Source organism: Sphingomonas sp., from assembly GCF_041661825.1.
In the GTDB taxonomy this organism is placed as follows: domain Bacteria; phylum Pseudomonadota; class Alphaproteobacteria; order Sphingomonadales; family Sphingomonadaceae; genus Sphingomonas.
This window is the reverse complement of the sequence record NZ_JBAZTU010000001.1, coordinates 545,241-566,923: the sequence shown is the minus strand read 5'-3', so window position 1 is coordinate 566,923 and position 21,683 is coordinate 545,241. Positions and strand designations below refer to the sequence as shown.

Here is a 21,683-nt window from a genome sequence, read left to right as displayed (position 1 = left end):
CCACCGGATTATCTTGAAAACCCCCCTGATAAGGGCGATATTCCCGCTATCCGGTATGATGCCGGGTCAAAGGAGCTTATTCGAAATGGCTAACTGGTCCGACCCCCAATCTGGCGCGACATCGTTCGCGACGGCAACGGGCGCACGCACCGAGGCGTTTGACGCGGGTCTGCGCCGCTACATGCTGTCGGTCTATAACTACATGTTCTCGGGCATCCTGCTGACGGGCATCGTCGCGATGGGCTTCGCCGCCAGCGGCATGGCCGCTCAGGTGTTCGGCGGCCCCGGCATCCTGAAGTGGATCATCACCTTCGCCCCGCTCGGCTTCGTGTTCGGTATGAGCTTCGGCGGCGCGCGGATGTCGTCGGGCGCGCTGCAGGCAATGTTCTGGGGCTTCGCGGTGGCGATGGGCCTGTCGCTCTCGACCATCTTCCTCGCTTACACCGGCACCTCGATCGCGCAGTCCTTCTTCGCGACGGCGGCGGCGTTCGGTGGTCTCAGCCTCTATGGCTACACCACCAAGCGTGACCTGTCGGCGTTCGGCACCTTCCTGATCATGGGCCTGGTCGGCCTGATCGTGGCAAGCCTGCTCAACCTGTTCTTCCAGTCGGGCCCGTTCGCACTGGTGATCAGCATCGTCGGTGTGCTCATTTTCGCTGGCCTCACCGCCTATGACACGCAGCGCACCAAGAGCCTGTATGCGCAGGTCGCCGGCACGGGTGCCGAGCAGCATGTCGTGATCATGTCGGCGCTGAACCTGTACCTGGACTTCATCAACATGTTCCTGTTCATCCTGCGCCTGTTCGGCAACCGGAACTAGGACGCGGTTTAAACGCTCAAGCGAGAGGCCCGGCGGGGAAACCTGCCGGGCCTTTTGTTTTGTCTTCCATAAAGGACTGCCATGCGCCTCGCGATCGACGTGATGCTAGACTATTGGATCGAGGACGCTGCCGATGTGCTGTTGCTGGTCGAGGCAGCGGCAATGGCGGATCAGCGCCTCGAGCAGCAGGATATGCGCGTCTATTGCAGCGAGCCGCTCCGTGCCGTGGCGGGCGAGGAAGGGATCGGCCAGCGGACCTGGGCACGCGGGGAGGGCAATTTCCGCGTCGAATATCAGGCCGTGGTGGCGATCAAGCGCGAGGTTGCCGACCTGGCCTCATTGGCGCCGACGCCGGCGCGGATGCTGCCGGCCGAGACCGTCGCCTATCTGCTGCCCAGTCGATATTGCGAATCCGACAAATTCGAGGGCTTTGTCGAGCAGCAGTTCGAGGGGCTCGAAGGCGGGGCGCTCGCTGCAGCAATGAGCGACTGGGTGCGCCAGCACCTCACCTACGCGTCGGGCGCGAGCAGCGGCGTGACGACCGCGCTGATGACCTTTGCCGATCGCCGCGGCGTATGCCGCGATTATGCGCATCTGCTCGTGTCGCTGGCCCGCGCGGGCGGCATTCCGGCGCGCTGCGTGTCGGCCTATGCGCCGGGTGTCGACCCACCGGATTTCCATGCCGTCGCGGAATTGTGGCTGGCGGGCGCGTGGCATCTGGTCGATGCCACCGGCATGGCCTCGTGCGGCGATCTTGCCCGGGTGGCGGTGGGGCGCGATGCGACCGATATCGCGTTCATGACCGTGTTCGGCCGGACGACGATGAATCAACAGACTGTTTCGGTTCGTCGGCTGGAGGCTTGATCCGATCGCGAACGACAGGAACGCTTCCGCTGAGTCGTTCGTTCTCCCCTCGTAACAGCCCAGGAGAGTGGCGATGACCGAGGACCAGAAGATAATCGATCAGAAGACGCCTGACAGCCAGGATGTGGCGCCGGGCGACCCCGAAGAGAATGAGGCGATCCATCACCCGCGCCAGGAGGCGGGGCAGGACGCGTCGATCGCCGCACGGCTCGAGCGCAACCCCGAGAGCAAGGAAGCGCGACTCGATGCAGCGCTGGACGAATCGATGGATGCGTCCGACCCGCCATCCTCGACTCAGCCGGTGCACAATCACGAGCCGCCGGCCTCTTCCGGCTATGACGCCGAGGAAGAGGCGCGGCTGAAGGAGGAAAAGGCAGGCTGAGGCCGGCCGATCCTTCTCAGGAATTATACGGACGTGTCGCCACCCCTTCCCGCACCAACGGGGAGGGGTGGTTTCGTAATATGTTGCGCAACTACCGCACTGGCCGACACTTTTCACGGCGCGGCACACCGTTCGTCGCAACCTTTGTTGCATCGCAGCAGGAACTATGATTCGATGCTTAATGCCGGACGACGGCGCGTTAAGGACCCTGTTAACCATCCTGGCGCATCATCGGCACCGGTTCCACGATTGCGGGGTGGGGTGACGATATGGGTGCCAAGATGAAACCGGCAAATGGCGCGATGACGCTGGCCGAAATGAAGGAATTCGCGAGTTTCAGTTCCTCGACGCAGCGCTATATCCGGCGTTCGCTCGACATCGGTCTCGACCGCGACGACGCGATGAGCCGCTGGTCGCGCGACGTCGTCGAAGCCGCCAGCATCCGCGCCCAGGCGCGCCTTTACGCCCGTCTTCCCGATATCCGCGCGATGATGCCCGACGATAGCGGCCTCGACTCGGTCGAGCCGTTCCTGGCGCCGCTGATGACGGTGACGGCATTCGATCTGGGGCAGGGGCGCCTCACCACTTTCTCCGCCTATCGCTTCCTCTACGAACGGCTGATCGGCGCCGAGGTGCGGCCCTGGCTGCCCGCGGCCTTCTGCTCGGCGGCGGCGCTGCCGCATCTCCATCCCGATCTGCGGCGCAAGCTGCTTCAGTCGATCAGCGAAGCGGCCGCAACCGCCTCGGGCTGGTCGAACCGTCAGCCGGCCTTTTTCCCGAAATGGGTGGAGAAGGTCGAGGCAGCCGCACTGCCGCATTGAGATCTATCTGAAGTCCCTGCCCTGACGGGGAGGGACTTCCAGGTCATCGGCACGCCCGCCACCCGAACTCTCCCCGCGTCGCCTGATCAAGGTGCAGATGGTCCCGATGCGCCGCATTATATTCCGGCGAGAGGGTCGTCGAGAACAGCCGGCATGCGCCGTTGCGCACTTCATGCAGGAAGGTCGCTTCCGGCCCATTGCCCTTCCAGTTCGCCGAAATGGCAACGCGCTTGCCGCTCGCCAGGCGGAAGCCGGCGATGTCGATCGCGTCGGCGGTGGCGTGCTCGCTCCAGGTATTGCTGCGGTCGATGCGGCGGCAATTATAGCTGCCGAAATGCTCGATCGCGACGACCGGGCTGCCCAGCAGGCGGCGAGCGGCGGGCTGGACGACATTCCACTCCCACACCGACAGGGCGGCCGCGACCGGGCAGGACGTGCCGAGATCGGCGGGCGAATAAGGCGTGCGTCGCGATCCGCCGGGCGTGAAACGCACGCCGTCGGCATAGCTGCAGGTGCCGTATTTCACCGGCGCCAGCACGGTGTAGCGCACGCCTGCCTTGTCGAGCAGCGCGCGGCATTTGGGGAAATCGTCGGTCAGCCCGGCAAGCTTGCGCCCGGTCATGAGGCCGATCGGCTGGCCCAGGTCGAGCGGGGTCCAGGGCAGGTCCTGCGGCCGGCCGCGCACCGCCGCGAAGAGCAGCAGCACCATCGCCAGGACGATCGCGGCGATCGTCACGCTGCCGACCCACCATCGCAGCGCCCGCATCAGCCTCTCCCCCTTCAACCTCTCAGGGCGCTCGTGATTGGCTCGACGGTGACGGGATAGCCGAGATCGTCGGGGATCCGAAGGTGCGGCACGCCGTCGATATCGTCGGTCCAGGGCGTGACGGGGCGGATCGGATAGCGCGCCGCATCGGCCGCCGCCTCGTCGAAGCTGGTGAAGCGGGCGAGCCGCTCGAGGTTGCGGCGCGTCGGGAAGATGATCCGCACGCGCCCGGCGTCGGCATCGTCGAGCACGCTTTGCGCGGTCGCCCAGAAGACGCGGACATTCTCGGTATCGTCGACCACCGGTTCCGACACGCCCTCGGGTATGCGCGCGAGATAGAAGCGGGTGTCGAAGATCCGCATATGCGCATGCGCCGGCAGCCAGCGCGCGAACGGGATGAGCGCGGGATCGAGCGTGAGCCCGGCGTCGTGTAGCGCCTCGCCGAAGGATATCCCCGAATGCAGCGCGGCGCGCAGAGCGAGGAGAGTCTCGCCATCCGGGACGGGGGTCAGCCCGATCGGCACGCCGACTTCCTCGACCGTTTCGCGGATCGCGGCAATGCGGGCGGCCATATCCTCCGGCTCTCCGGAGAAGGTCAGGGCGAGCGCATGGTCGCCGGGATCGATCCGGCCACCCGGGAACACCAGCGCGCCGCCGGCGAACACCATCGCCTTGGAGCGCTCGACCATCAGCAGCTCGGGCGCGCCCGGTCCCTCGCGGAACAGGACGAGAGTGGCGGCGGGGATGGCTTGTGCGTCGGACACGAACCCATGTGTAGGCGGGGGGGACAGGATTGTCATTCCCGCGATCCGGGCAAGTTTCGATATCATATACAATATGATTGGAACCTGCCTAATCTCGTTCTAGAACGGAGTCGCGACGACCCGCGGGAAGGGCGCGCGACACGAATAGGGGAGAGAGAAATGCGATCGCGCCTGTTGTCCGCCGCCCGTAGCGGTATCCTTGCCAGCTGCCTGATCTTTGCCGCCGCCACGCCCGCACTCGCGCGGGACGGATTCTTCTCCCGCGAGCAGGTGATCTCCTACACGCCCGAATGGACCGGCGAGCGCTTCCCCGACGGGCGGCCCAAGGTTTCCGACGATATCATCGAGCGGATGAAGGCCGTCACCCTGGAGGAAGCCTGGGCGACCTTGCGCAGTGCCGGCTATAATTACGAATATGAGGATGGCTGGCTCTCGATCTTCCCGGACAAGGTGCTGGTCGGCCGCGCATTGACCGCGCAGTGGATGCCGGGCCGCCCCGACATCCAGAAAGTGATCGAAGCACAGGGCAAGCAGGATGCGCGCAAGGGCGCGATGAACGCCTGGCCGGTCGACATGCTGCAAAAGGGCGACGTCTATGTCGCCGACCATTTCGGCCTGAAGAAGGACGGCCCGTCGATCGGCGACAATGTCGGCAACGCGATCTACGCGCGCAGCGGCAACGGCATCGTCTATGACGGTGCGGTGCGCGATATCGAAGGGCTGAAGGAACTGCCCAACTTCACCTCCTTCGTGCGCTCCTACGATCCGTCGCACCATTTCGGCTCGATGGCGACGGGCGCGCGGCTCAACTCGACCATGGTCGGCATCAACGGCCCGACCCGGATCGGCATGGCGACGGTGATGCCGGGCGACGTGGTGCTCGGGCGCGACGGCGGCGTGGTGTTCATCCCGCCCCAGCTTGCGGAAAGGGTGGTCAAACAGTCCGAGATCACACGCCTGCGCGACGAGTTCGGCCACAAGCGGCTGGCCGAGGGCAAATACACCGCCGGCCAGATCGATGCGAAGTGGAGCGAGCCGATCGAGGCCGATTTCACGGCCTGGCTGAAGGCCAATCAGGACAATCTCCCGGTCAAGAAGGAAGTCATCCAGGAGATGCTGAACAACAAGGCCAAGGGCATTCCCTACGAAGGCTGACCCCTTTTCTCCCGCGCGGACACAGTCATGATCAATCGACGGACGATGCTCGGCCAGGCGGCCGCGCTCTATGGGGCCTTCCTGCTCGCGGCGAATGCAGGCGCGGCGACGCGCCCGCCCAAGCTCAAGATCAGGGAGATCCGCGCGGTCCGGCTGAAGAACGGGTTCAACAGCCGGTTCGTCCGCGTCTATACCGAGGAAGGGCTGACCGGCACCGGCGAGTTCCTCGACACGGTCGGTGCCGAGTACATCATCAACAATAATTTCAATCCGCTGCTCACCGGCCGCGATCCGCTGGCGATCGAAGCGATCATGAACGACCTGTGGGGCTGGCGGCGCGGCAATTTCGCCGGCGCGCCGTCGCCCCTGTTCATCCGCGGCACCGGCGGGCCCTATTATGCCGCGATGAGCGGCGTCGAGATGGCGCTGTGGGATCTGGCGGGCAAGGCGCTGGGCGTGCCGATCAGCCAGTTGATGGGCGGGCGCCTGCGCGAGCGGATTCCGGTCTATCTCCACGCCAACGACCCCGCCGATGCAAAGCGCATCGTCACCGCGACCAAGGTGCGGGCGCTGAAGATCGGCACCGATTACACGCCCGACGCCTGGCTGGTCGGCAAGGGGCTGAACCCGGACCGGTTATGGGGTCAGCATCTGACCACCGCGCAGCTCACCGATGTCGAGAAATTCGTCGGCGGTTTCCGCGATGCGCTCGGCCCGGATTACGATATCGGGGTGGAACTGCACGCGCGCTACGATGTCGAGACGGGCATCCAGATCTGCAACCTGCTCGAGAAATTCCGACCCTTCTTCGTCGAGGAGCCGGTGCCGAGCGACAATGTCGATGCGATGGTTCGCATCCGCGACAATACCCGTGTGCCGCTGGCGGCGGGCGAGAATGTCTATGGCCGGTACGGCTTCCGCCCCTATCTCGAAAAGCAGGCGCTGAGCATCATCCAGCCGGACATGGCCAAGGCGGGCGGCTTGGCGGAGACGCGCAAGATCGCGGCGATGGCGGAGACGTACAACATCCCCGTCGCGCCGCACGGCGTGGCGTCGCCCTTCGCGACCATGGCGTTCGCGCAGGTGTGCACGACCATCCCGAACTTCCTGATCCAGGAATTCACCTATTACGAGAACAAGGCTTACACCGAGCTGTGCGACCCGGTGGCGCTGGTCGACGGCTATCTGCCCGTGTCGACGGAGCCGGGGATCGGGATTTCGGTGAAGGACGAGGTGTTGAAGGCCCGGACTGATCCGGAGTTCAAGCCGCTCTAACGTCTTGCCCTTCCCCTTCAGGGGAGGGGCAGGGGGTGGTGGCGTGCGTCTGCACGCTCAAAAGACTCCTTGCATCAAGGTTCGAAGCGTCGATCGGGGCATCGAGCCCCGCTCGCCGCTGCCCCACCCTTAACCCGTCCCCTGAAGGGGAGGGGCTTTAGAAGGGGTCAAAAAGCATCGAACCGCCCCCACAGCCAATTGCGCTCCCGCCCGCGAGTGGCGCATGCTGCACCCACACAGGTCGCAGGGGACTCACGGACATGGCGAAGCTCGGATTTCTGATGGCGGGCGCGTGCGCCCTCGTTCTCGCGCAGGCCAGCCTCGCGGCCCCGGCCGACCAGAAGGCCAATGAAGCCGCATTCGACGCCGGCGTGAGTTCGCAGGATCAGATGGACTGGCTGAAGACCATGTCCTCCGCGCCCAACCATGTCGGCTCGCCGCACGACAAGGCGAATGCCGAGTTCATCCTGGCGAAGTTCAAGGAATGGGGCTGGGACGCGAAGATCGAGACCTTCCAGGTGCTCTATCCGACCCCGATTTCGACCACCGTCGAGATGGTCGCGCCGGAGAAGATCGTGCTCGGTGGCCAGGAGCCCGCAGTGCCGGGCGACGATACCTCGACCAACCTTGCCGGCGCATTGCCACCCTATGTCGCCTTCCAGGGCGACGGCGATGTCACCGGCGACCTGGTTTATGTGAATTACGGCCTGCCCGACGATTACAAGGCGCTCGAGCGGCGCGGCATCGACGTGAAGGGCAAGATCGTCATCGCGCGCTACGGCGCCGGCTGGCGCGGGCTGAAGCCAAAGCTGGCGCAGGAGCATGGCGCGATCGGGTGCATCATCTATTCCGATCCACAGCAGGACGGGTATGGCGACGGCGACGTCTATCCCAAGGGCGGCGCCCGGCCTGATTTCGGCGTGCAGCGCGGGTCGGTCGCGGACATGACGGTCTATCCGGGCGATCCGCTGACCCCCGGAGTGGGCGCCACGGCGGATGCCAAGCGGCTCGACCGCAAGGACGCGGTGACGATCCTGAAGATCCCGGTCCTGCCCATGTCGTACGGCGATGCGAGCAAGCTGCTGTCGCGTCTCGGCGGGCCACTGGTGGCCGGCGGTGCGCAGGGCGGCCTGCCGATCGCCTATCATACCGGCGGCGACGGCAAGGTGCAGGTGCATCTCGCGGTCAAATCCGAATGGTCGCTGAAGACGGTCTATGACGTGATCGCGACGCTCAAGGGGTCGCAATATCCCGATCAATGGGTGGTGCGCGGCAACCATCATGACGGTTGGGTGTTCGGCGCGTCCGATCCGCTCTCCGGCAATGTGGCGATGCTGTCCGAGGCGAAGGCGCTGGGCGGGCTGTGGAAGCAGGGCTGGCGGCCGAAACGGACGATCGTCTATGCCAGCTGGGATGCCGAGGAGCCGATGCTGCTCGGCTCGACCGAATGGGCCGAGACTCATGCCGCCGAGCTCAAGGCCAAGGCGGTCATCTATATCAATACCGACGGCAATGGTCGCGGTTTCCTCGGTGCCGAGGGCAGCCACGACTTCCAGCATCTCGTGAATTCGGTCGCTGCCGACGTGACCGATCCGCAGACCGGCGTGAGTGTCGCGGAGCGTTCGCGGGCAGGGGTGCGGGTGCGCGCTTACGACAAGATCGGCCAGGTCAGCGAAGCCGCCCTGGCGGCGGCGGAGAAGGGTGGGGACCTGCCGATCGGCGCGCTGGGATCGGGATCGGACTATTCCGCCTATCTGCAGCATCTCGGCCTGCCGGCGCTCAATATCGGCTTCGGGGGCGAGGATGAGAGCGGGGGCGTCTATCACTCGGTCTATGACAGCTATCACCACTTCACGACCTTCGACGATCCCGGCCTGAAATATGGCGCGGCGCTGTCGAAGACGGTCGGGCGGCTGGTGTTGCGCGTGGCCGATTCCGATACGCCGCCGCAGCGCTTCGGCGATTTCGCGGACACCGTCTCGACCTATCTGACCGAGGTGAAGAAGCTCGCCGAGGATCGCCGCACGGAGGACCGCAAGCGCGAGAAGCTGCTCACCGACAAGGCGTTCCTCCTGGCAAGCGATCCGACCAAGCCGGTCGCGCCCGTGGGGGCGGAAGCGAAGACGCCGCATGTCGAACTGGCGGCGCTGGAAGACGCGGTCGATCATTTGAAGGCTGCGGCTGCCGCCTATGACAGCGCGTATGCCGACAAGGGCGGAAAGCTCGACCAGGCACGACGCGTGAAGCTCAATGCGCAGCTTCGCGACATCGATCAGCTGCTACTCGACGAGCGCGGCCTGCCGGGGCGGCCCTGGTACAAGCATATGATCTATGCCCCTGGCCGCTTCACCGGCTACGGCGCGAAGACCCTGCCGGGCGTGCGCGAGGCGATCGAGGAGCGGCGTTTCGACGACGCCAACGTCTATGCCGGGCGTACGGCCAAGGTGCTCGATGCTTATGCCGCGCGGCTCGAGGCGGCGAAGGCGACGATAGAAGGGAAATAGGGAGCTCCCCCTTTTCCGTTCGCCCTGAGCTTGTCGAAGGGCTGTTCTTCTTTTCGGCGGTCGAGAAGAAAGTGCAGTGCTTCGACAGGCTCAGCACGAACGGGGTGAGGGAGTGCCAGTAGCCGTCCTGGCTGCAGCCAGCGCCTCGCGTACTCGCGCGAGCGCCGCAGCCTGGGGCTGTTCCTCGCCGAGCAGCGCGAAGGTGCCGTTCAGCGCGAACTCGCAATGCCCATGGACCAACGCCACCAGCGAGCGGGCCAGAGCTGGGGCCTCGCCGCGCCGGTCCTCGGGCAGCACGAGCGCGATCTCCGTCTCGACGATCCCGGTCAGGCCGCTGCGCAGCCGGCGGTAATCCTCGGGCATCTCGGTGCCGGGCGGCTGGCGATGGTCGTAGATCGCCATCCACAGATTGGGATTGCGCTCGGCAAAGTCGAAATAGCCCGCGACCAGCGCCGCGATCCGGTCGTCGCCCGCCACTGCCAGCTTCTCGCGCAGCCACGCCGCCCACAGCACGAAGGTGCGGCTGTTGATCGCCAGCAGCAGCGCCTCGAGGCTGCCGAACACATTGTAGATCGTGCCGATCGAATAGCCGATCCGCTTCGCTACCTCGCGGGCCGAGAAGCGGGCGTAGCCTGTCTCCGCCATCAGCGCATGGCCGCTGGCGATTATCAATTCCTCAAGCTGCTCGCGCGAATGATCCGATCTGCGACCCATGAGGGGGGAAATAGGGTTAAAACTGAACAGTGTCTAATATATTTATTGAACATCGTTCAATTTAATGCGATCACATTCGTGCCCGACGATTCGTTGGGCGACGACGGGGAGTTGTTGGCATGGGCCGGGTTTTTGTGAGAGCGTTGGGCAAGGGGGTTGCGAACCTGTTCGAACCGTCATGCCGGACTTGTTCCGGCATCCATGTCTCCGCGAGCGCCGCAATTGTTGCGTGTGCGGATCGATGGACCCCGGAACAAATCCGGGGTGACGCAAGCTCGGGCTGGTGCCTGATCCCCAGCAGGGAGCAATAAACATGTCGGCACCCGATTTCTCGCTGCTCGCGAAACGGCGCTTTGCGCCGATGTTCGTCGTCCAGTTCCTGGGGGCGTTCAACGACAATGTCCTGAAGTTCGCGATGCTCAGCCTCGCGACCTACACCCTGTTTCCGCAGGATCCGAACCATGTCGCCCTGCTGGGCAACATCGCGACGGGCCTGTTCATCCTGCCCTATTTCCTCTTCTCGGCGATGGCCGGGCAGATCGCCGATGCCTGGGACAAGGCCCGGCTGGTCCGCATCATCAAGGGTGCGGAGGTGCTTATCATGGGGCTGGGGCTGATTGGCTTCTGGTTCCAGTCGGTGCCGGCGCTGATGGCGGCGCTGTTCATGATGGGCATGCATTCGACCTTTTTCGGGCCGGTCAAATATTCGATCCTGCCCCAGCACCTGCACAACAACGAGATCGTCGGCGGCACCGGCCTGATCGAGGGTGGCACTTTCCTCGCCATCCTGGGCGGGCAGTTGCTCGCGGTGACGGGCATCCTGCCGGCCTGGGAGTGCGGCCTGGCCGCGACCATGCTGGCGGTGGTCGGCTTCACGACGAGCTGGGCGATCCCGCCCGCGCCGCCGGCGGCACCGAACCTGACGATCGACCGCAACCCGTTCCGCAGCACCTGGCAGATCCTGAAGTCGGCGCATGATGGCGAGGGGGTGTGGCTCTGCATCCTCGGGATCAGCTGGTTCTTCGCGGTGGGGGCGATTCTCGTCACCAATTTCCTGCCGCTCGTCTCCGGCGCGCTGGGCGGCACGCAGGGCGTTGTCACCCTGTTCCTGATCATCTTCTCGGTCTCGATCGCGCTCGGTTCGACCCTGGTAAACCGGCTGCTCAAGGGCGTGGTGTCGGCGAAATACGTCCCCGCCTCGGCGCTGGCGATGGCTGCCTTCATGATCGATTTGTGGCTGGCGACCCGCCATTATCCGATCCCCGGCACGCCGGTGACTTCCTGGGAGTTCGCGAAGAACCCGGGCAACTGGCGCGTGCTGATCGATCTGGTCGGCATCTCCGCCGCCGGCGGCATGTTCGTCGTGCCGCTGTACGCGATCCTGCAGACGGCAACCGCGCCCGAGGAGCGGTCGCGCATCATCGCCGCCAACAACATCGTCAACGCGGCGATCATGGTCGCGGTGGTGGCGGTCGTGCTGTTCATCCAGGCGCAGGGGGCAAGCATCCCCGGGGTCATCGGCGCGCTGGGTTTCGCAACGCTCGCGGTCGCCCTGATCAGTTGCTGGCTGCTGCCGGAAACCGTGATCAAGTCAGTGATCCGCGCGACGCTCAAATTCCTCTACCGCATCGAGCTGAACGGCGCGGAGAACATGCCGCAGCCGGGCGACCGCGCGGTGGTGGTGGTCAATCACGTGTCCTGGCTGGACGGCCTGTTGCTTGCCGTGTTCCTGCCCGGCAAGCCCGTGTTCGCGGTCAACAGCAAGGTCGTCACGCTCTGGTGGATCCAGCCCGCGCTGAAGCTGTTCCGCGCCTTTCCGGTCGATCCGACCAACCCGATGGCGGCAAAGGCGATGGTCAAGGCCGTGCGCGGCGGCAACACGCTGGTGATCTTCCCGGAAGGGCGCATCACCGTCACGGGCGCGCTGATGAAGATCTTCGACGGCCCCGGCATGATCGCCGACAAGGCCGATGCGCCGATCGTCCCGGTGCGGATCGACGGGGCGCAATTCACGCCCTTTTCCTATCTCAAGGGCAAGGTGCGGCTGCGGGCGTTCCCGCAGATCAGCCTGACCATATTGCCGCCGCGCCGCTTCGCGATCGAGGGGCAGATGAGCGCCCGCGCCCGCCGCGCCATCGCCGGACGGAAGCTCTATGACGTGATGAGCGAGATGATCTTCGCCACGTCGGACATCGACCGGACCCTGTTCCAGGCGCTGCTCGACGCGAAGGACATCCATGGCGGCCGGGTCGGCGTGGTCGAGGACATCAAGCGCGATCCGCTCACCTACAAGCGGCTCGTCACCGGCAGCATGGCGCTGGGTCGCGTGTTCGAGGGGATCACCCGGCCCGGCGAAGCGGTCGGCGTGATGCTGCCCAACGTCTCGAGCGTGGTCGCGAGCTTCTTTGCGCTGCAGGCGGTCGGCCGCGTGCCGGCGATGCTCAACTACACCGCCGGCCCGGCCAATCTGAAGGCGGCCTGCGCCGCGGCGGAGATCCGCACCATCGTCACCGCGCGCGCCTTCATCAGCCAGGGCAAGCTGGAGCCGGCGATCGCGGCGCTCGAAGCGGCGGGGCGGAACATCCTCTATCTCGAGGATGTCGCGGCAACGATCGGCACGGGTGCGAAACTGCGCGCCCTGGTCATGTCGCGCTTTGCCGGGCGGCTGCACCGCCGCCGCGGTGTCACGCCCGACAGCCCGGCGGTGATCCTGTTCACCAGCGGATCGGAAGGGCTGCCCAAGGGCGTGGTTCTCACGCACCGCAACCTGCTCGCCAACTGCCTGCAGCTTTCGGCGCGGATCGACTTCAACGAAAGCGACCTGGTGCTGAATGCGCTGCCGGTGTTCCACAGCTTCGGCCTGACCGGCGGCACGCTGCTGCCGATCCTGAGCGGCATCAAGACATTGCTCTATCCGAGCCCGCTCCATTACCGGATCGTGCCGGCGCTGGCCTATGACGCCAATGCGACGATCCTGTTCGGCACGGATACCTTCCTCGCCGGCTATGCGCGCATGGCGCACAGCTACGACTTCTATTCGCTGCGCTACATCTTCGCCGGCGCCGAACGCGTCCGCGACGAGACGCGGCGTGCCTATGCCGACAAATTCGGTCTGCGCATCCTGGAAGGCTATGGTGCGACCGAGGCCGGGCCGGTGATCGCGGTCAACACGCCGATGTATTTCCGCTCGGGCAGTGTCGGGCGGCTGCTGCCCGGGATCGAGGCGAAGCTGGAGGACGTGCCCGGCATCGAAGAGGGCGGACGCCTGTCGATCCGCGGACCGAACATCATGGCAGGCTATATGACCGCCGATGCGCCGGGCCTGCTCAAGCCGCCGGCCGGAGGCTGGCACGATACGGGCGACATCGTGACGATCGACGAAGGCGGCTTCGTCACCATCCGCGGCCGCGCCAAGCGCTTCGCCAAGATCGGCGGCGAGATGGTCTCGCTGCCCGCGGTCGAGGGTTATGCCGCATCGACCTGGCCCGGCGCGGAGCATGCCGTGGTCACCCGGCCGGACCCGAAAAAGGGCGAGCAACTCGTGCTGTTCACCACCCGGACCGATGCCAAGCCGGCCGAACTGCTCGCCTGGGGCAAGGCGAACGGCATTGCGGAACTGGCGCTGCCGCGGGACATCCGTGTGGTCGAGGCACTCCCGGTGCTGGGTACTGGTAAGCTGGATTATGTGACGATGGGGACGATGGCGGCGGGCTGATCGCGGGAAAGAACCCGCGATCTAAGACAGCGCCACTCTAACCAGCCAAGCAGCTAAGGCGGCGCCGGCAACGCCGGGAATAGCTAGTGGCCAAAGTACAAACGAGAGAATGATGGCATTTACGTCAGCCTGGCACTTTTCGCATGAACATCCGTTAAAAACTGGAATCATCGCTCGCGAGACGAGAATTCCCAACACGCCTCCCACGCACCACAACAGCCAAATCCATACCGCGTACGGAGACCATCTTTCGGGTCCAATGATTGCAACGAAAAGAGCTGGGAGCAGCGCGAGTACCATTATGACCCCGACAGCCTGCGCCGCTTCTCTTTTGTCGCCGTCAGTCATGTGATCGCTCCACCCCGATACCATATTTGTCATTTTGACGCTCGGCTCGCAATGCCTACAGCAACCACTGACTTTCGCTGGCTGGTTGCGCATTGAGGCTCCACCTTAGGCCTTCAGATTTAGGCGGTGGCTTTCTTAGGTCAAAGACGCAACGCAACGCTGCGTTCGGATGCGGATACGCAGCGCGGGCCGCCGAATGAACTCGACTGGCGCAACTGAGATGGATTAGCTGAATCCTTATGCCCCGCGAATCGGAAGGGCGAAACATAGCAGGAGGGGCAAAAAGATGGACACGCAAAGTCTGCGAAATACATTATTGATTCTAAGGCGTATTGCCGCGACTCACGCTAATCAAACGATTCTTCAGTTTATAAACAAGCTTGCAGAAGCTCCTGATTCGCCGCCAGAAGTCGCGCTACGCGTAGCTGCTTATCTTCTGGATCAATTCAAAAGCGCTAGAATAGTGATCGTTAACAGTCAATTGGTGCCAGAGGCTAAAAGCGGCGTTCTCACTGCCCTCGATGCGCTCGAGCGGTTATTTTCTATTGAGTCTTTGCATAACCAGTTTGGATCTTTCCCGAAAATTGCGCCAGGATATATCTCGAATTTTGTGATTTTACTCAGCGCCTCTGGTTCCCCCCTTGAGGGAGAGGAGTCTGAAGCGGCTATTGAGTTAGCTGAAGAAATCGATGGGTTGATTACAAAATTTGATGATCTCGGCCTCGACCCTCTCGTGCGTGAAATTGGCCGCAAGCATATGTCGATGCTCGCAACTTTGCTCAGACACATCCCTATCTTCGGCCTAGAACCCGCGCTCTCAACTTATTTCGACTTGGTTATGCGGCTGCGCAGAGCAGATTCGGGCACGAGTCCCAAGGCCAAGAGCAGGTTAGACCCATTATTCGTTACGATTAAGACATGGGGTGAGCGTCTCGGGCTAATCGACAAGGCCGTTAATAGCGGTGCCAAACTACTTGAACGCGCTGACGGTGCGCGGGGTCTTCTTGAGTATCTGCCTGACATTAGTGACGTGCTATAGCGTGGTCAGCCGGGCTCCGCCTTCCTAGCTATATCAAGCCTAACCCACTCCCAGCTTCAGCCGCAGCACGAAGGCGCATCCGCCGGCCCAGCGCCAATCCAGGTCGAGCGTGCCCGACATGAGTTCCGCCATGCGCCGTGCCGATGCCAGGCCCAGGCCGAAGCCGCCGCGTTCCGCACTGCATCGCGCGCGACCATGCGTTTTTCCGTTTGTCGCGACGCGGAGGGCTCACGCGGGGTGCCCGTGCAGGATTTCCATCGGATGTGCCGATGCGCGTCATTCTGGTCCTCTGATGGCGGTCGGCGACACGCTGAAGAAATGAGGGCGGGCGCTGGTGGAGCTGAGGGGAATCGAACCCCTGACCTCTGCAGTGCGATTGCAGCGCTCTCCCATCTGAGCTACAGCCCCGCACCCGCTCCGGACCCAGACATCAGGCCGGAAACGCGCGTTTAGCGAGCCTTTTCGGACGATGCAACCGGATCGCCCGGCGCTTCCGAACTTTCACCGCGTCGAACCGCGCCAACGGCGCGGCGAGATATCGCTACGCCCCCGTAACTATCGGAACAAACACGGCTTTCGATCCTTTTTGAGGGGTCGAGCGGGCGCGGGAGACGCGTCCGCCGGCACCGCAGAATCAAAGGGCAGAATCGAAGGAAGGACGCCGTCATGGACAATGGACGCTATCTCCGGAACACCAACCCGCAGGCCGATTATTCGGATAGCCGCGAGGGCGATTATACCCGCGATTATGGATCGGGGCAGGACTTCACTTACTCGAGCGCCCGCGAATATCAGGCGGCGGGCGAGCTGGGTCGCGGACGCGGCCGGGGCTATGGCCAGCGCGACTATGGGGCCCGCGATTACGGCCCGCGCGACTATGGCAATTCGGCCTATGGCCGGCGCGAGCAGCGCAATCTCGGCCCGCGCCGTCGCGATGCTGGGTTCCAGGGCGATTATCGCGGCAGCTATGGCTCGGACGGCCACCGCTTCACCGACACGGGCGACCGCGATGACGGGCGTTCGGACTATGGCCGCCCCGACCTGTACGGCGCGCGCCGCGATCGCGGCCGGCCCGAGGGTTATGACTATCAGGACCGCGACTTCTTCAGCCGCGCCGGGGACGAAGTCCGCTCCTGGTTCGGCGACGAGGAGGCCGAGCGCCGCCGGGAGATGGACTCGCGGTATGACGAGCGCCAGGGCGGCGGGCGCTGGGACAGCCCCTATGCGCGCGACGACGATTATCACAGCTGGCGCCGTGCGCAGATCGACGCGCTCGACCGCGACTATGACGAATATCGCCGCGAGAACCGATCGAAGTTCGAGAACGAGTTCGGCAGCTGGCGGAACGAGCGCCAGACCCAGCGCAGTTCGCTGTCGAAGGTCACCGAGCATATGGAAGTGCTCGGCTCGGACGGCGAGCATGTCGGCACCGTTGACAAGGTCCGCGGCGACCGAGTCATCCTGACCAAGAGCGACGCCGATGCCGGCGGCCGGCATCATTCGATCCCCTCGCGCTGGATCGACTCGGTCGACGACAAGGTGAAGATCCGCAAGACCGCCGAGGTTGCCAAGGCGCATTGGCGCGACGAGGAACGCAACGGCGCCTTTTTCGGCGAGGATCGAGGCGAGGACCGCAGCAAGGGCCCGCATATCCTCAACCGGAGCTTCTCGGGCACCTATTAAGCGCTGGCCCAGGTCTCCCTGGCTCCTCTCCCCGCAAAGGGGGGAGGGGTTTGCTTTGCTGGCATCATTCGGCCGATGCCGAAGCATCTTCTGCCTATTTCGCGCTATGGCAGGCGTATGACTCATCTTGCCTATGTCCAGCGCTGGTTCCTTACGCCCGAGCTTTTCTGCCGCCAGATCGGTGCCGCGCCCGACCTCGTCGAAAAGCTGATCGATGCCGGCGCAATGCCGGGGCCAATCTATGCCGAGCATGACGGCGCCTGGTGGAGCGCGCTTGGCGCGACCGAGCCGCCGCCGCCCGGCGGGCGCTGCTATGCTCCGGCCGCTTTGTGGTGGGGCCGCCGGGCGATGCTGAGCCTGAAGCAGGGCCAGTCGATCGACGAGGCGGCGGCACGCAATCGGACGCATTTCATCGCGGCCTTCGTCCGGGCGCTCGCCGAAGAGCCGCTTGCCCTTGTCGCTTTTCCCGATACCTTCCCGGACGAGCGTCTCGACGCCGGTGTGGCCGCGCGCTGTGCCGTGCCCGAATGGGAGAGCTGGATACGCGGCGGTTATGCGGTCTGCCTGCGGCGCTTCTCCGGCGAAAGCTGCGTGCGCAAGGAATCGCTCGGCAAGCGGATCCGCCTCCATATGGATCGGGTACCGGGTTACCACCTCGACGACGATAGTCTGTTCGATCTGGTCGAACGGCTGGAGAGTCTGGTGCTGCCCTTTGCGCCCTGGCAGCGCGATGTGGGAACGCCCGGCCGGGCGATCGACGGGCCGCTTGCGCAACTGGGGCTGGGTATCGAGCTTCCCTATGAGGCTGCTGGCAGCCGCTAGCGTTTCGTCATGCCGGACTTGTTCCGGCATCCATCGGGCTGGGGGGGCGAAGCGTTTGATACGCGGCACGATGGACCCGGAACAGGTCCGGGGTGACGGAGAGTCGAGCGGGCTAGATCGCCCCGCTGAACGTATCGCACTGGTTCGGGTCGCCGCTGTCGAGCCCGCGCCGCAGCCAGGCCTTGCGCTGCGCCGAGCTGCCATGAGTGAAGCTGTCGGGCACCACCCGGCCCTGCGCCTCTTTCTGCAGCGTGTCGTCGCCGATCGCCTGCGCGGCGGTCATGCCTTCCTCCAGGTCGCCCGGTTCCATCCGGTCGCGATTCTGCGCGGCCCACACGCCGGCGAAGCAGTCCGCCTGCAGCTCCAGCCGGACCGACAGCGCATTGCCCTCGGTGCGGCTCGCGCGCGCCATCTGCTGCTGGACCTGGTCCGAGGTGCCGAGCAGATTCTGGATGTGGTGGCCGAATTCATGCGCGATCACATAATCCTGCGCGAAATCGCCCTTGGCGCCGAAGCGGGTGCCCAGTTCGTCGAAGAAGCTGGTGTCGAGATAGATGCCCTGGTCGCTCGGGCAGTAGAAGGGGCCCATCGCGCTCTGCGCCGCGCCGCAGCCCGACTGGCCCTGGCCGCCATAGAAGACGAGTTTCGGCTGGACGAAGCGCTCGCCGCCCTTGCTGAACAACGCCGCCCACGTCTTGTCGGCCGAGCTGAACGCGTTGCACGCGGCCTTGCTCGCCGGATTGAGATTACAGCTCGATGTCGTATCGCTGCCGGCAGCCGGCCCGTTGCCGACTCGTTCGGTCGGGGTGGATACCAGACCACCGCCGCCGGTCAGCGATCCGAGCCCGCCGAACAACGCGAAGGCGATCACCAGCACGACCACGCCGCCACAGCCGAAGCGGCTGAACACCAGCGGCAGCAGGCCGAACAACATGCCGCCGCCCCCGCCGCCGCCGAACCCAAGGCCGCCGCCCTGGCCGCGCTGATCCTCTACATTGATGTTGGGATCGAAATCGTCGAGGCGCATCTTTGGTGTCCCGGGCTTCGTTGCCGATGCGGCATGAATGCGCGGGCGCCCGGGTTGTTGCAAGCGTCGCGCATTTCGCCGCTATGATGCGCCCGTGACGCGCTTTTCATCAAACGGCCGTTGATCCCGCCGCGCGGGCAGCGCATGTGCGCGTTCGATGGCCGATGCCGAACCCATGAGAGCCTTGCGCCAGGCGGAGGCCCTGCCGCTGCCCGAGTGCGTCGCGCTGGTGCTGCAGGGCGGCGGCGCGCTCGGCAGTTATCAGGCGGGCGTGATCGAGGGCCTGCATGCACGCGGAATTGAGATCGACTGGGTCGCCGGCATCTCGATCGGTGCGGTCAATGCGGCGATCGTCGCGGGCAACCCGCCGCACAAGCGGGTCGAGATGCTCACCGCGTTCTGGGACATGGTGACCTCGTCGCTGCCGAGCTTCCCGATCTATCCCGATGATCACCTGCGCGAATGGCTGCACGAATGGTCGGCCGGCTATGTGATGGCTGCGGGCGTGCCTGGCTTTTTCGCACCGCGCATGGTCTCGCCGGTGTTCGCCGTGCCGGGCACGCCAGAGGCGCTGAGCTTCTACGATTCGGCGCCATTGAAGGAGACGCTCGATTCGCTGGTCGATTGGGACCTGCTGAACAATGGGCCGGTGCGGCTGTCGGTGGGCGCGGTCGATGTCGAGAGCGGCAATTTCAATTATTTCGACACCAGGACGACGCGGATCGATGCGCGGCACATCATGGCTTCGGGCGCGCTGCCGCCGGGCCTGCCGCCGATCGAGATCGACGGCAAATGGTGGTGGGACGGAGGCCTTGTCTCGAACACGCCGCTCACGCATGTACTCGACAATCAGACCGAGCCGTTGCTCGCTTTCCAGGTCGATCTGTTCGCGGCTGCCGCCGACCGGCCAAGGACGATCATGGACGTCGCGGCGCGCGAGAAGGAGATCCGTTTCTCCAGCCGCACGCGGCAGGTGTCCGACCAGGTCATCCGCATCCGCAAGGACCGCGAGATCGCGCGCAAGGTGATCGCCAAGCTGCCCAAGGAGATGCGGAACGACCCCGATGTGCTCGCACTCGAGGCAAGCTCGGCCGAGCATCCGGTCAGCCTCGTCCAGCTCATCTATCGCACCAATGCCTGGGAGGGCGGCTCGCGCGATTTCGAGTTCTCCGCGCGGACGATGCGCGAGCATTGGCATGCCGGGCGCGAGGCCGTGGCCGAGACGATGATCAATGCGCGCCTCGTTGCTGCCAATATCGAAACCGGCAAGACAGCGGCGTTCGACCTGACGGCGAAACCCCCGACCATCTGAGACTTTCAACCACGGAGAACCCCATGTTCCTCAAGGGCAAGAGCGCGATCATCACTGGTTCCACTTCGGGCATCGGCCTGGCCTATGCCAAGGCGCTGGCGGGCGAGGGCGCGAGCGTGATGATCAACGGTTTCGGCGATGCTGCGGCGATCGAGACCGAGCGGGCGGCGCTGGAGGCGACGAGCGGTGCGAAGGCGCTGTACGACGCAGCCGACATGACCGACCCGGCAGCGATCGCCGCGTTGGTCAAGCGCTGCCATGACGAGCTCGGCGGGCCGGACATCATCATCAACAATGCCGGCATCCAGTTCGTCTCGCCGATCGAGGATTTCCCGCACGACAAGTTCGAGGCGATCATCAAGATCAACCTTACTTCGGCCTGGTACATGATGCAGGCGGCCGTGCCGTACATGAAGGCCGCGAAATGGGGGCGGATCATCTCGACCGCCTCGGCGCATTCGCTGGTCGCGAGTCCGAACAAGAGCGCCTATGTCATGGCCAAGTTCGGCATCGCCGGCCTGACCAAGACGATCGCGCTGGAAACGGCGACCAACGGCATCACCGTCAACTGCATCTCGCCCGGCTATGTCTGGACGCCTTTGGTCGAGAACCAGATTCCCGACACGATGAAGGCGCGCGGGCTGACGCGCGAACAGGTGCTCAACGACGTGCTGCTTTCGGCCCAGCCGACCCGGGAATTCGTGACGCCGGAACAGGTTGCGGCGCTCGGCCTGTTCCTGTGCCGCGACGAGGCGAAGTCGATCACCGGCGCCAACCTCTCGGTCGATGGCGGCTGGACCGCCGCCTGAGGGAACCCTTGGTATTCTCCCGGGTTGGCAAGGAGAGCGGGGCGTGGTTAGCTGCGCCCTTGCTGAAGAAAGAACCGGTCGCTTGAAAAGACTCTCCCTCGGCCTGTGTGGCTGCGCCCTTCTTGCCGGTTGTGGCGGCAAGGCGGACAAGCCCGTCGAGGTAGCGGTGGCGCCTCCGGCGCCGGCGACGATCGTCCCGGTGACGACGCCGCCGCCCTTTCCCGTGACCCTCAAGGTCGCGAGCATGGACTGGCACCAGGTCGCGACCGACAAGGACCGCGAGCGGCTGCGCACCTGGCGCAACGCCTGGATCAGCGCGCTCGGCAAGATCAAGGCGGCCGGCCGCGGCGCGGACTTGACGGGGCAAGGCGTGCTGTTCGATCCCGATCGCGCGCTGAGCAATGCCTCGCCGCCGCCGGGGCGCTATCGCTGCCGCGTGTTCAAGCTGGGCGCCAACGGGACCGCCATGCGCGATTTCACGGCCTATCCGCCCTATGAGTGCCGCATCAACGACGAGGGCGAAGTATCGAGCCTGTACAAAGTCGGCGGATCGCAGCGGCCGATCGGCCTGCTGTTCCCGGATGGCGGGGCTCGGGTGGTGTTCCTCGGCACGATGATGTTCGGCGACGAGAAGAAGCCGATGGATTACGGTCGCGACGATGGCCGCGACATGGCGGGCTATATCGAGCGGGTCGGCGACAAGCGCTGGCGGCTGGTGCTGCCCTGGCCGAAGTTCGAGTCGATCGTCGATGTGGTCGAGCTGGTGCCGGCGGATTAATTTCGCCACCATGTCGAGGAGAGGGGCGATGCCCCATGTGAGCGCCAAGGTCCGGTCGCTGGTCAGATCCATGTCGTTTCGTCCG

General features: G+C 64.8%; 18 protein-coding genes and 1 tRNA gene. 14 read left to right on the top strand and 5 right to left on the bottom strand.

What is annotated here, in order from left to right; genetic code table 11:
* The first annotated feature begins 85 nt into the window (after positions 1 to 85).
* The 4 genes from WC729_RS02455 (at position 86) to WC729_RS02440 (ending at position 2,887) form a co-directional block, all read left to right on the top strand.
* Positions 86 to 820 carry a Bax inhibitor-1 family protein gene (locus WC729_RS02455; protein WP_372849174.1) on the top strand — a complete coding sequence of 245 codons (735 nt, stop codon included), beginning with the start codon at positions 86 to 88 and terminating at the stop codon, positions 818 to 820.
* Positions 821 to 901: 81 nt separating this feature from the next.
* Complete coding sequence (locus WC729_RS02450) at positions 902 to 1,684, top strand: transglutaminase family protein (protein ID WP_372849172.1); 783 nt, start codon at positions 902 to 904, stop codon at positions 1,682 to 1,684.
* Between the two features lie 73 nt (positions 1,685 to 1,757).
* Positions 1,758 to 2,066, top strand: a complete 309-nt coding sequence (locus tag WC729_RS02445; RefSeq protein WP_372849170.1) for a hypothetical protein — start codon at positions 1,758 to 1,760, stop codon at positions 2,064 to 2,066.
* Between the two features lie 269 nt (positions 2,067 to 2,335).
* Complete coding sequence (locus WC729_RS02440) at positions 2,336 to 2,887, top strand: hypothetical protein (RefSeq protein ID WP_372849168.1); 552 nt, start codon at positions 2,336 to 2,338, stop codon at positions 2,885 to 2,887.
* A 43-nt stretch (positions 2,888 to 2,930) separates the two neighbouring features.
* On the opposite strand, the gene WC729_RS02435 is transcribed toward WC729_RS02440, so the two are convergent.
* Together WC729_RS02435 and WC729_RS02430 are read right to left on the bottom strand one after the other, a co-directional pair.
* A complete protein-coding gene (locus tag WC729_RS02435; RefSeq protein WP_372849166.1) occupies positions 2,931 to 3,653 on the bottom strand; it encodes an extensin family protein in 723 nt (240 codons plus the stop codon).
* A gap of 14 nt (positions 3,654 to 3,667) precedes the next feature.
* Positions 3,668 to 4,417 carry an NUDIX domain-containing protein gene (locus tag WC729_RS02430; RefSeq protein WP_372849164.1) on the bottom strand — a complete coding sequence of 250 codons (750 nt, stop codon included), beginning with the start codon at positions 4,415 to 4,417 and terminating at the stop codon, positions 3,668 to 3,670.
* Positions 4,418 to 4,576: 159 nt separating this feature from the next.
* Between WC729_RS02430 and WC729_RS02425 the strand changes: the two genes are divergently transcribed.
* From WC729_RS02425 to WC729_RS02415, 3 genes are all read left to right on the top strand, one after another.
* Entirely contained in the window at positions 4,577 to 5,572 is a 996-nt protein-coding gene (locus WC729_RS02425; RefSeq protein ID WP_372849162.1) for an RraA family protein, read from the top strand.
* A gap of 27 nt (positions 5,573 to 5,599) precedes the next feature.
* On the top strand, positions 5,600 to 6,847 hold the full coding sequence (locus WC729_RS02420; protein WP_372849160.1) for a mandelate racemase/muconate lactonizing enzyme family protein: 1,248 nt from the start codon (positions 5,600 to 5,602) through the stop codon (positions 6,845 to 6,847).
* Between the two features lie 260 nt (positions 6,848 to 7,107).
* The gene (locus WC729_RS02415) at positions 7,108 to 9,351 is read left to right on the top strand and encodes a transferrin receptor-like dimerization domain-containing protein (RefSeq protein ID WP_372849158.1); all 2,244 of its coding nucleotides are present in this window, start codon (positions 7,108 to 7,110) and stop codon (positions 9,349 to 9,351) included.
* A 90-nt stretch (positions 9,352 to 9,441) separates the two neighbouring features.
* Here the strand turns inward: WC729_RS02415 and WC729_RS02410 are convergent, their stop codons facing one another.
* The gene (locus tag WC729_RS02410; RefSeq protein ID WP_372849156.1) at positions 9,442 to 10,065 is read right to left on the bottom strand and encodes a TetR/AcrR family transcriptional regulator; all 624 of its coding nucleotides are present in this window, start codon (positions 10,063 to 10,065) and stop codon (positions 9,442 to 9,444) included.
* A 313-nt stretch (positions 10,066 to 10,378) separates the two neighbouring features.
* Between WC729_RS02410 and WC729_RS02405 the strand changes: the two genes are divergently transcribed.
* Positions 10,379 to 13,780, top strand: coding sequence for an acyl-[ACP]--phospholipid O-acyltransferase (locus WC729_RS02405; RefSeq protein WP_372849154.1), 3,402 nt, complete (start codon positions 10,379 to 10,381; stop codon positions 13,778 to 13,780).
* A 634-nt stretch (positions 13,781 to 14,414) separates the two neighbouring features.
* The gene (locus WC729_RS02400) at positions 14,415 to 15,167 is read left to right on the top strand and encodes a hypothetical protein (RefSeq protein ID WP_372849152.1); all 753 of its coding nucleotides are present in this window, start codon (positions 14,415 to 14,417) and stop codon (positions 15,165 to 15,167) included.
* Positions 15,168 to 15,499: 332 nt separating this feature from the next.
* Here the strand turns inward: WC729_RS02400 and WC729_RS02395 are convergent.
* Positions 15,500 to 15,575, bottom strand: a tRNA-Ala gene (locus WC729_RS02395).
* 258 nt (positions 15,576 to 15,833) lie between these two features.
* On the opposite strand from WC729_RS02395, the gene WC729_RS02390 reads away from it, so the two are divergent.
* Both WC729_RS02390 and WC729_RS02385 read left to right on the top strand, forming a co-directional pair.
* Complete coding sequence (locus tag WC729_RS02390) at positions 15,834 to 16,850, top strand: DUF2171 domain-containing protein (RefSeq protein WP_372849150.1); 1,017 nt, start codon at positions 15,834 to 15,836, stop codon at positions 16,848 to 16,850.
* A 75-nt stretch (positions 16,851 to 16,925) separates the two neighbouring features.
* Positions 16,926 to 17,672: a DUF6058 family natural product biosynthesis protein gene (locus WC729_RS02385; RefSeq protein ID WP_372849148.1), complete on the top strand. Its 747-nt coding sequence runs from the start codon at positions 16,926 to 16,928 to the stop codon at positions 17,670 to 17,672.
* 112 nt (positions 17,673 to 17,784) lie between these two features.
* Here the strand turns inward: WC729_RS02385 and WC729_RS02380 are convergent, their stop codons facing one another.
* The gene (locus tag WC729_RS02380; protein ID WP_372849146.1) at positions 17,785 to 18,699 is read right to left on the bottom strand and encodes a neutral zinc metallopeptidase; all 915 of its coding nucleotides are present in this window, start codon (positions 18,697 to 18,699) and stop codon (positions 17,785 to 17,787) included.
* Between the two features lie 157 nt (positions 18,700 to 18,856).
* On the opposite strand from WC729_RS02380, the gene WC729_RS02375 reads away from it, so the two are divergent.
* The 3 genes from WC729_RS02375 to WC729_RS02365 all read left to right on the top strand — a co-directional run bounded on the left by WC729_RS02375 (position 18,857) and on the right by WC729_RS02365 (position 21,598).
* Positions 18,857 to 20,011 carry a patatin-like phospholipase family protein gene (locus WC729_RS02375; protein ID WP_372849144.1) on the top strand — a complete coding sequence of 385 codons (1,155 nt, stop codon included), beginning with the start codon at positions 18,857 to 18,859 and terminating at the stop codon, positions 20,009 to 20,011.
* Positions 20,012 to 20,034: 23 nt separating this feature from the next.
* Complete coding sequence (locus WC729_RS02370) at positions 20,035 to 20,820, top strand: 3-hydroxybutyrate dehydrogenase (protein ID WP_372849142.1); 786 nt, start codon at positions 20,035 to 20,037, stop codon at positions 20,818 to 20,820.
* Positions 20,821 to 20,902: 82 nt separating this feature from the next.
* The gene (locus WC729_RS02365; RefSeq protein WP_372849140.1) at positions 20,903 to 21,598 is read left to right on the top strand and encodes a DUF4893 domain-containing protein; all 696 of its coding nucleotides are present in this window, start codon (positions 20,903 to 20,905) and stop codon (positions 21,596 to 21,598) included.
* Positions 21,599 to 21,683: the final 85 nt, after the last annotated feature.

Coding starts and splice junctions, on each gene's coding strand:
- WC729_RS02415 (WP_372849158.1), top strand. CDS start 7,108: ATGGCGAAGCTCGGATTTCTGATGGCGGGCGCGTGCGCCCTCGTTCTC.
- WC729_RS02390 (WP_372849150.1), top strand. CDS start 15,834: ATGGACAATGGACGCTATCTCCGGAACACCAACCCGCAGGCCGATTAT.
- WC729_RS02370 (WP_372849142.1), top strand. CDS start 20,035: ATGTTCCTCAAGGGCAAGAGCGCGATCATCACTGGTTCCACTTCGGGC.
- WC729_RS02400 (WP_372849152.1), top strand. CDS start 14,415: ATGGACACGCAAAGTCTGCGAAATACATTATTGATTCTAAGGCGTATT.
- WC729_RS02450 (WP_372849172.1), top strand. CDS start 902: ATGCGCCTCGCGATCGACGTGATGCTAGACTATTGGATCGAGGACGCT.
- WC729_RS02380 (WP_372849146.1), bottom strand. CDS start 18,699: ATGCGCCTCGACGATTTCGATCCCAACATCAATGTAGAGGATCAGCGC.
- WC729_RS02455 (WP_372849174.1), top strand. CDS start 86: ATGGCTAACTGGTCCGACCCCCAATCTGGCGCGACATCGTTCGCGACG.
- WC729_RS02435 (WP_372849166.1), bottom strand. CDS start 3,653: ATGCGGGCGCTGCGATGGTGGGTCGGCAGCGTGACGATCGCCGCGATC.
- WC729_RS02425 (WP_372849162.1), top strand. CDS start 4,577: ATGCGATCGCGCCTGTTGTCCGCCGCCCGTAGCGGTATCCTTGCCAGC.
- WC729_RS02445 (WP_372849170.1), top strand. CDS start 1,758: ATGACCGAGGACCAGAAGATAATCGATCAGAAGACGCCTGACAGCCAG.
- WC729_RS02420 (WP_372849160.1), top strand. CDS start 5,600: ATGATCAATCGACGGACGATGCTCGGCCAGGCGGCCGCGCTCTATGGG.
- WC729_RS02440 (WP_372849168.1), top strand. CDS start 2,336: ATGGGTGCCAAGATGAAACCGGCAAATGGCGCGATGACGCTGGCCGAA.
- WC729_RS02375 (WP_372849144.1), top strand. CDS start 18,857: ATGGCCGATGCCGAACCCATGAGAGCCTTGCGCCAGGCGGAGGCCCTG.
- WC729_RS02405 (WP_372849154.1), top strand. CDS start 10,379: ATGTCGGCACCCGATTTCTCGCTGCTCGCGAAACGGCGCTTTGCGCCG.
- WC729_RS02385 (WP_372849148.1), top strand. CDS start 16,926: ATGCCGAAGCATCTTCTGCCTATTTCGCGCTATGGCAGGCGTATGACT.
- WC729_RS02410 (WP_372849156.1), bottom strand. CDS start 10,065: ATGGGTCGCAGATCGGATCATTCGCGCGAGCAGCTTGAGGAATTGATA.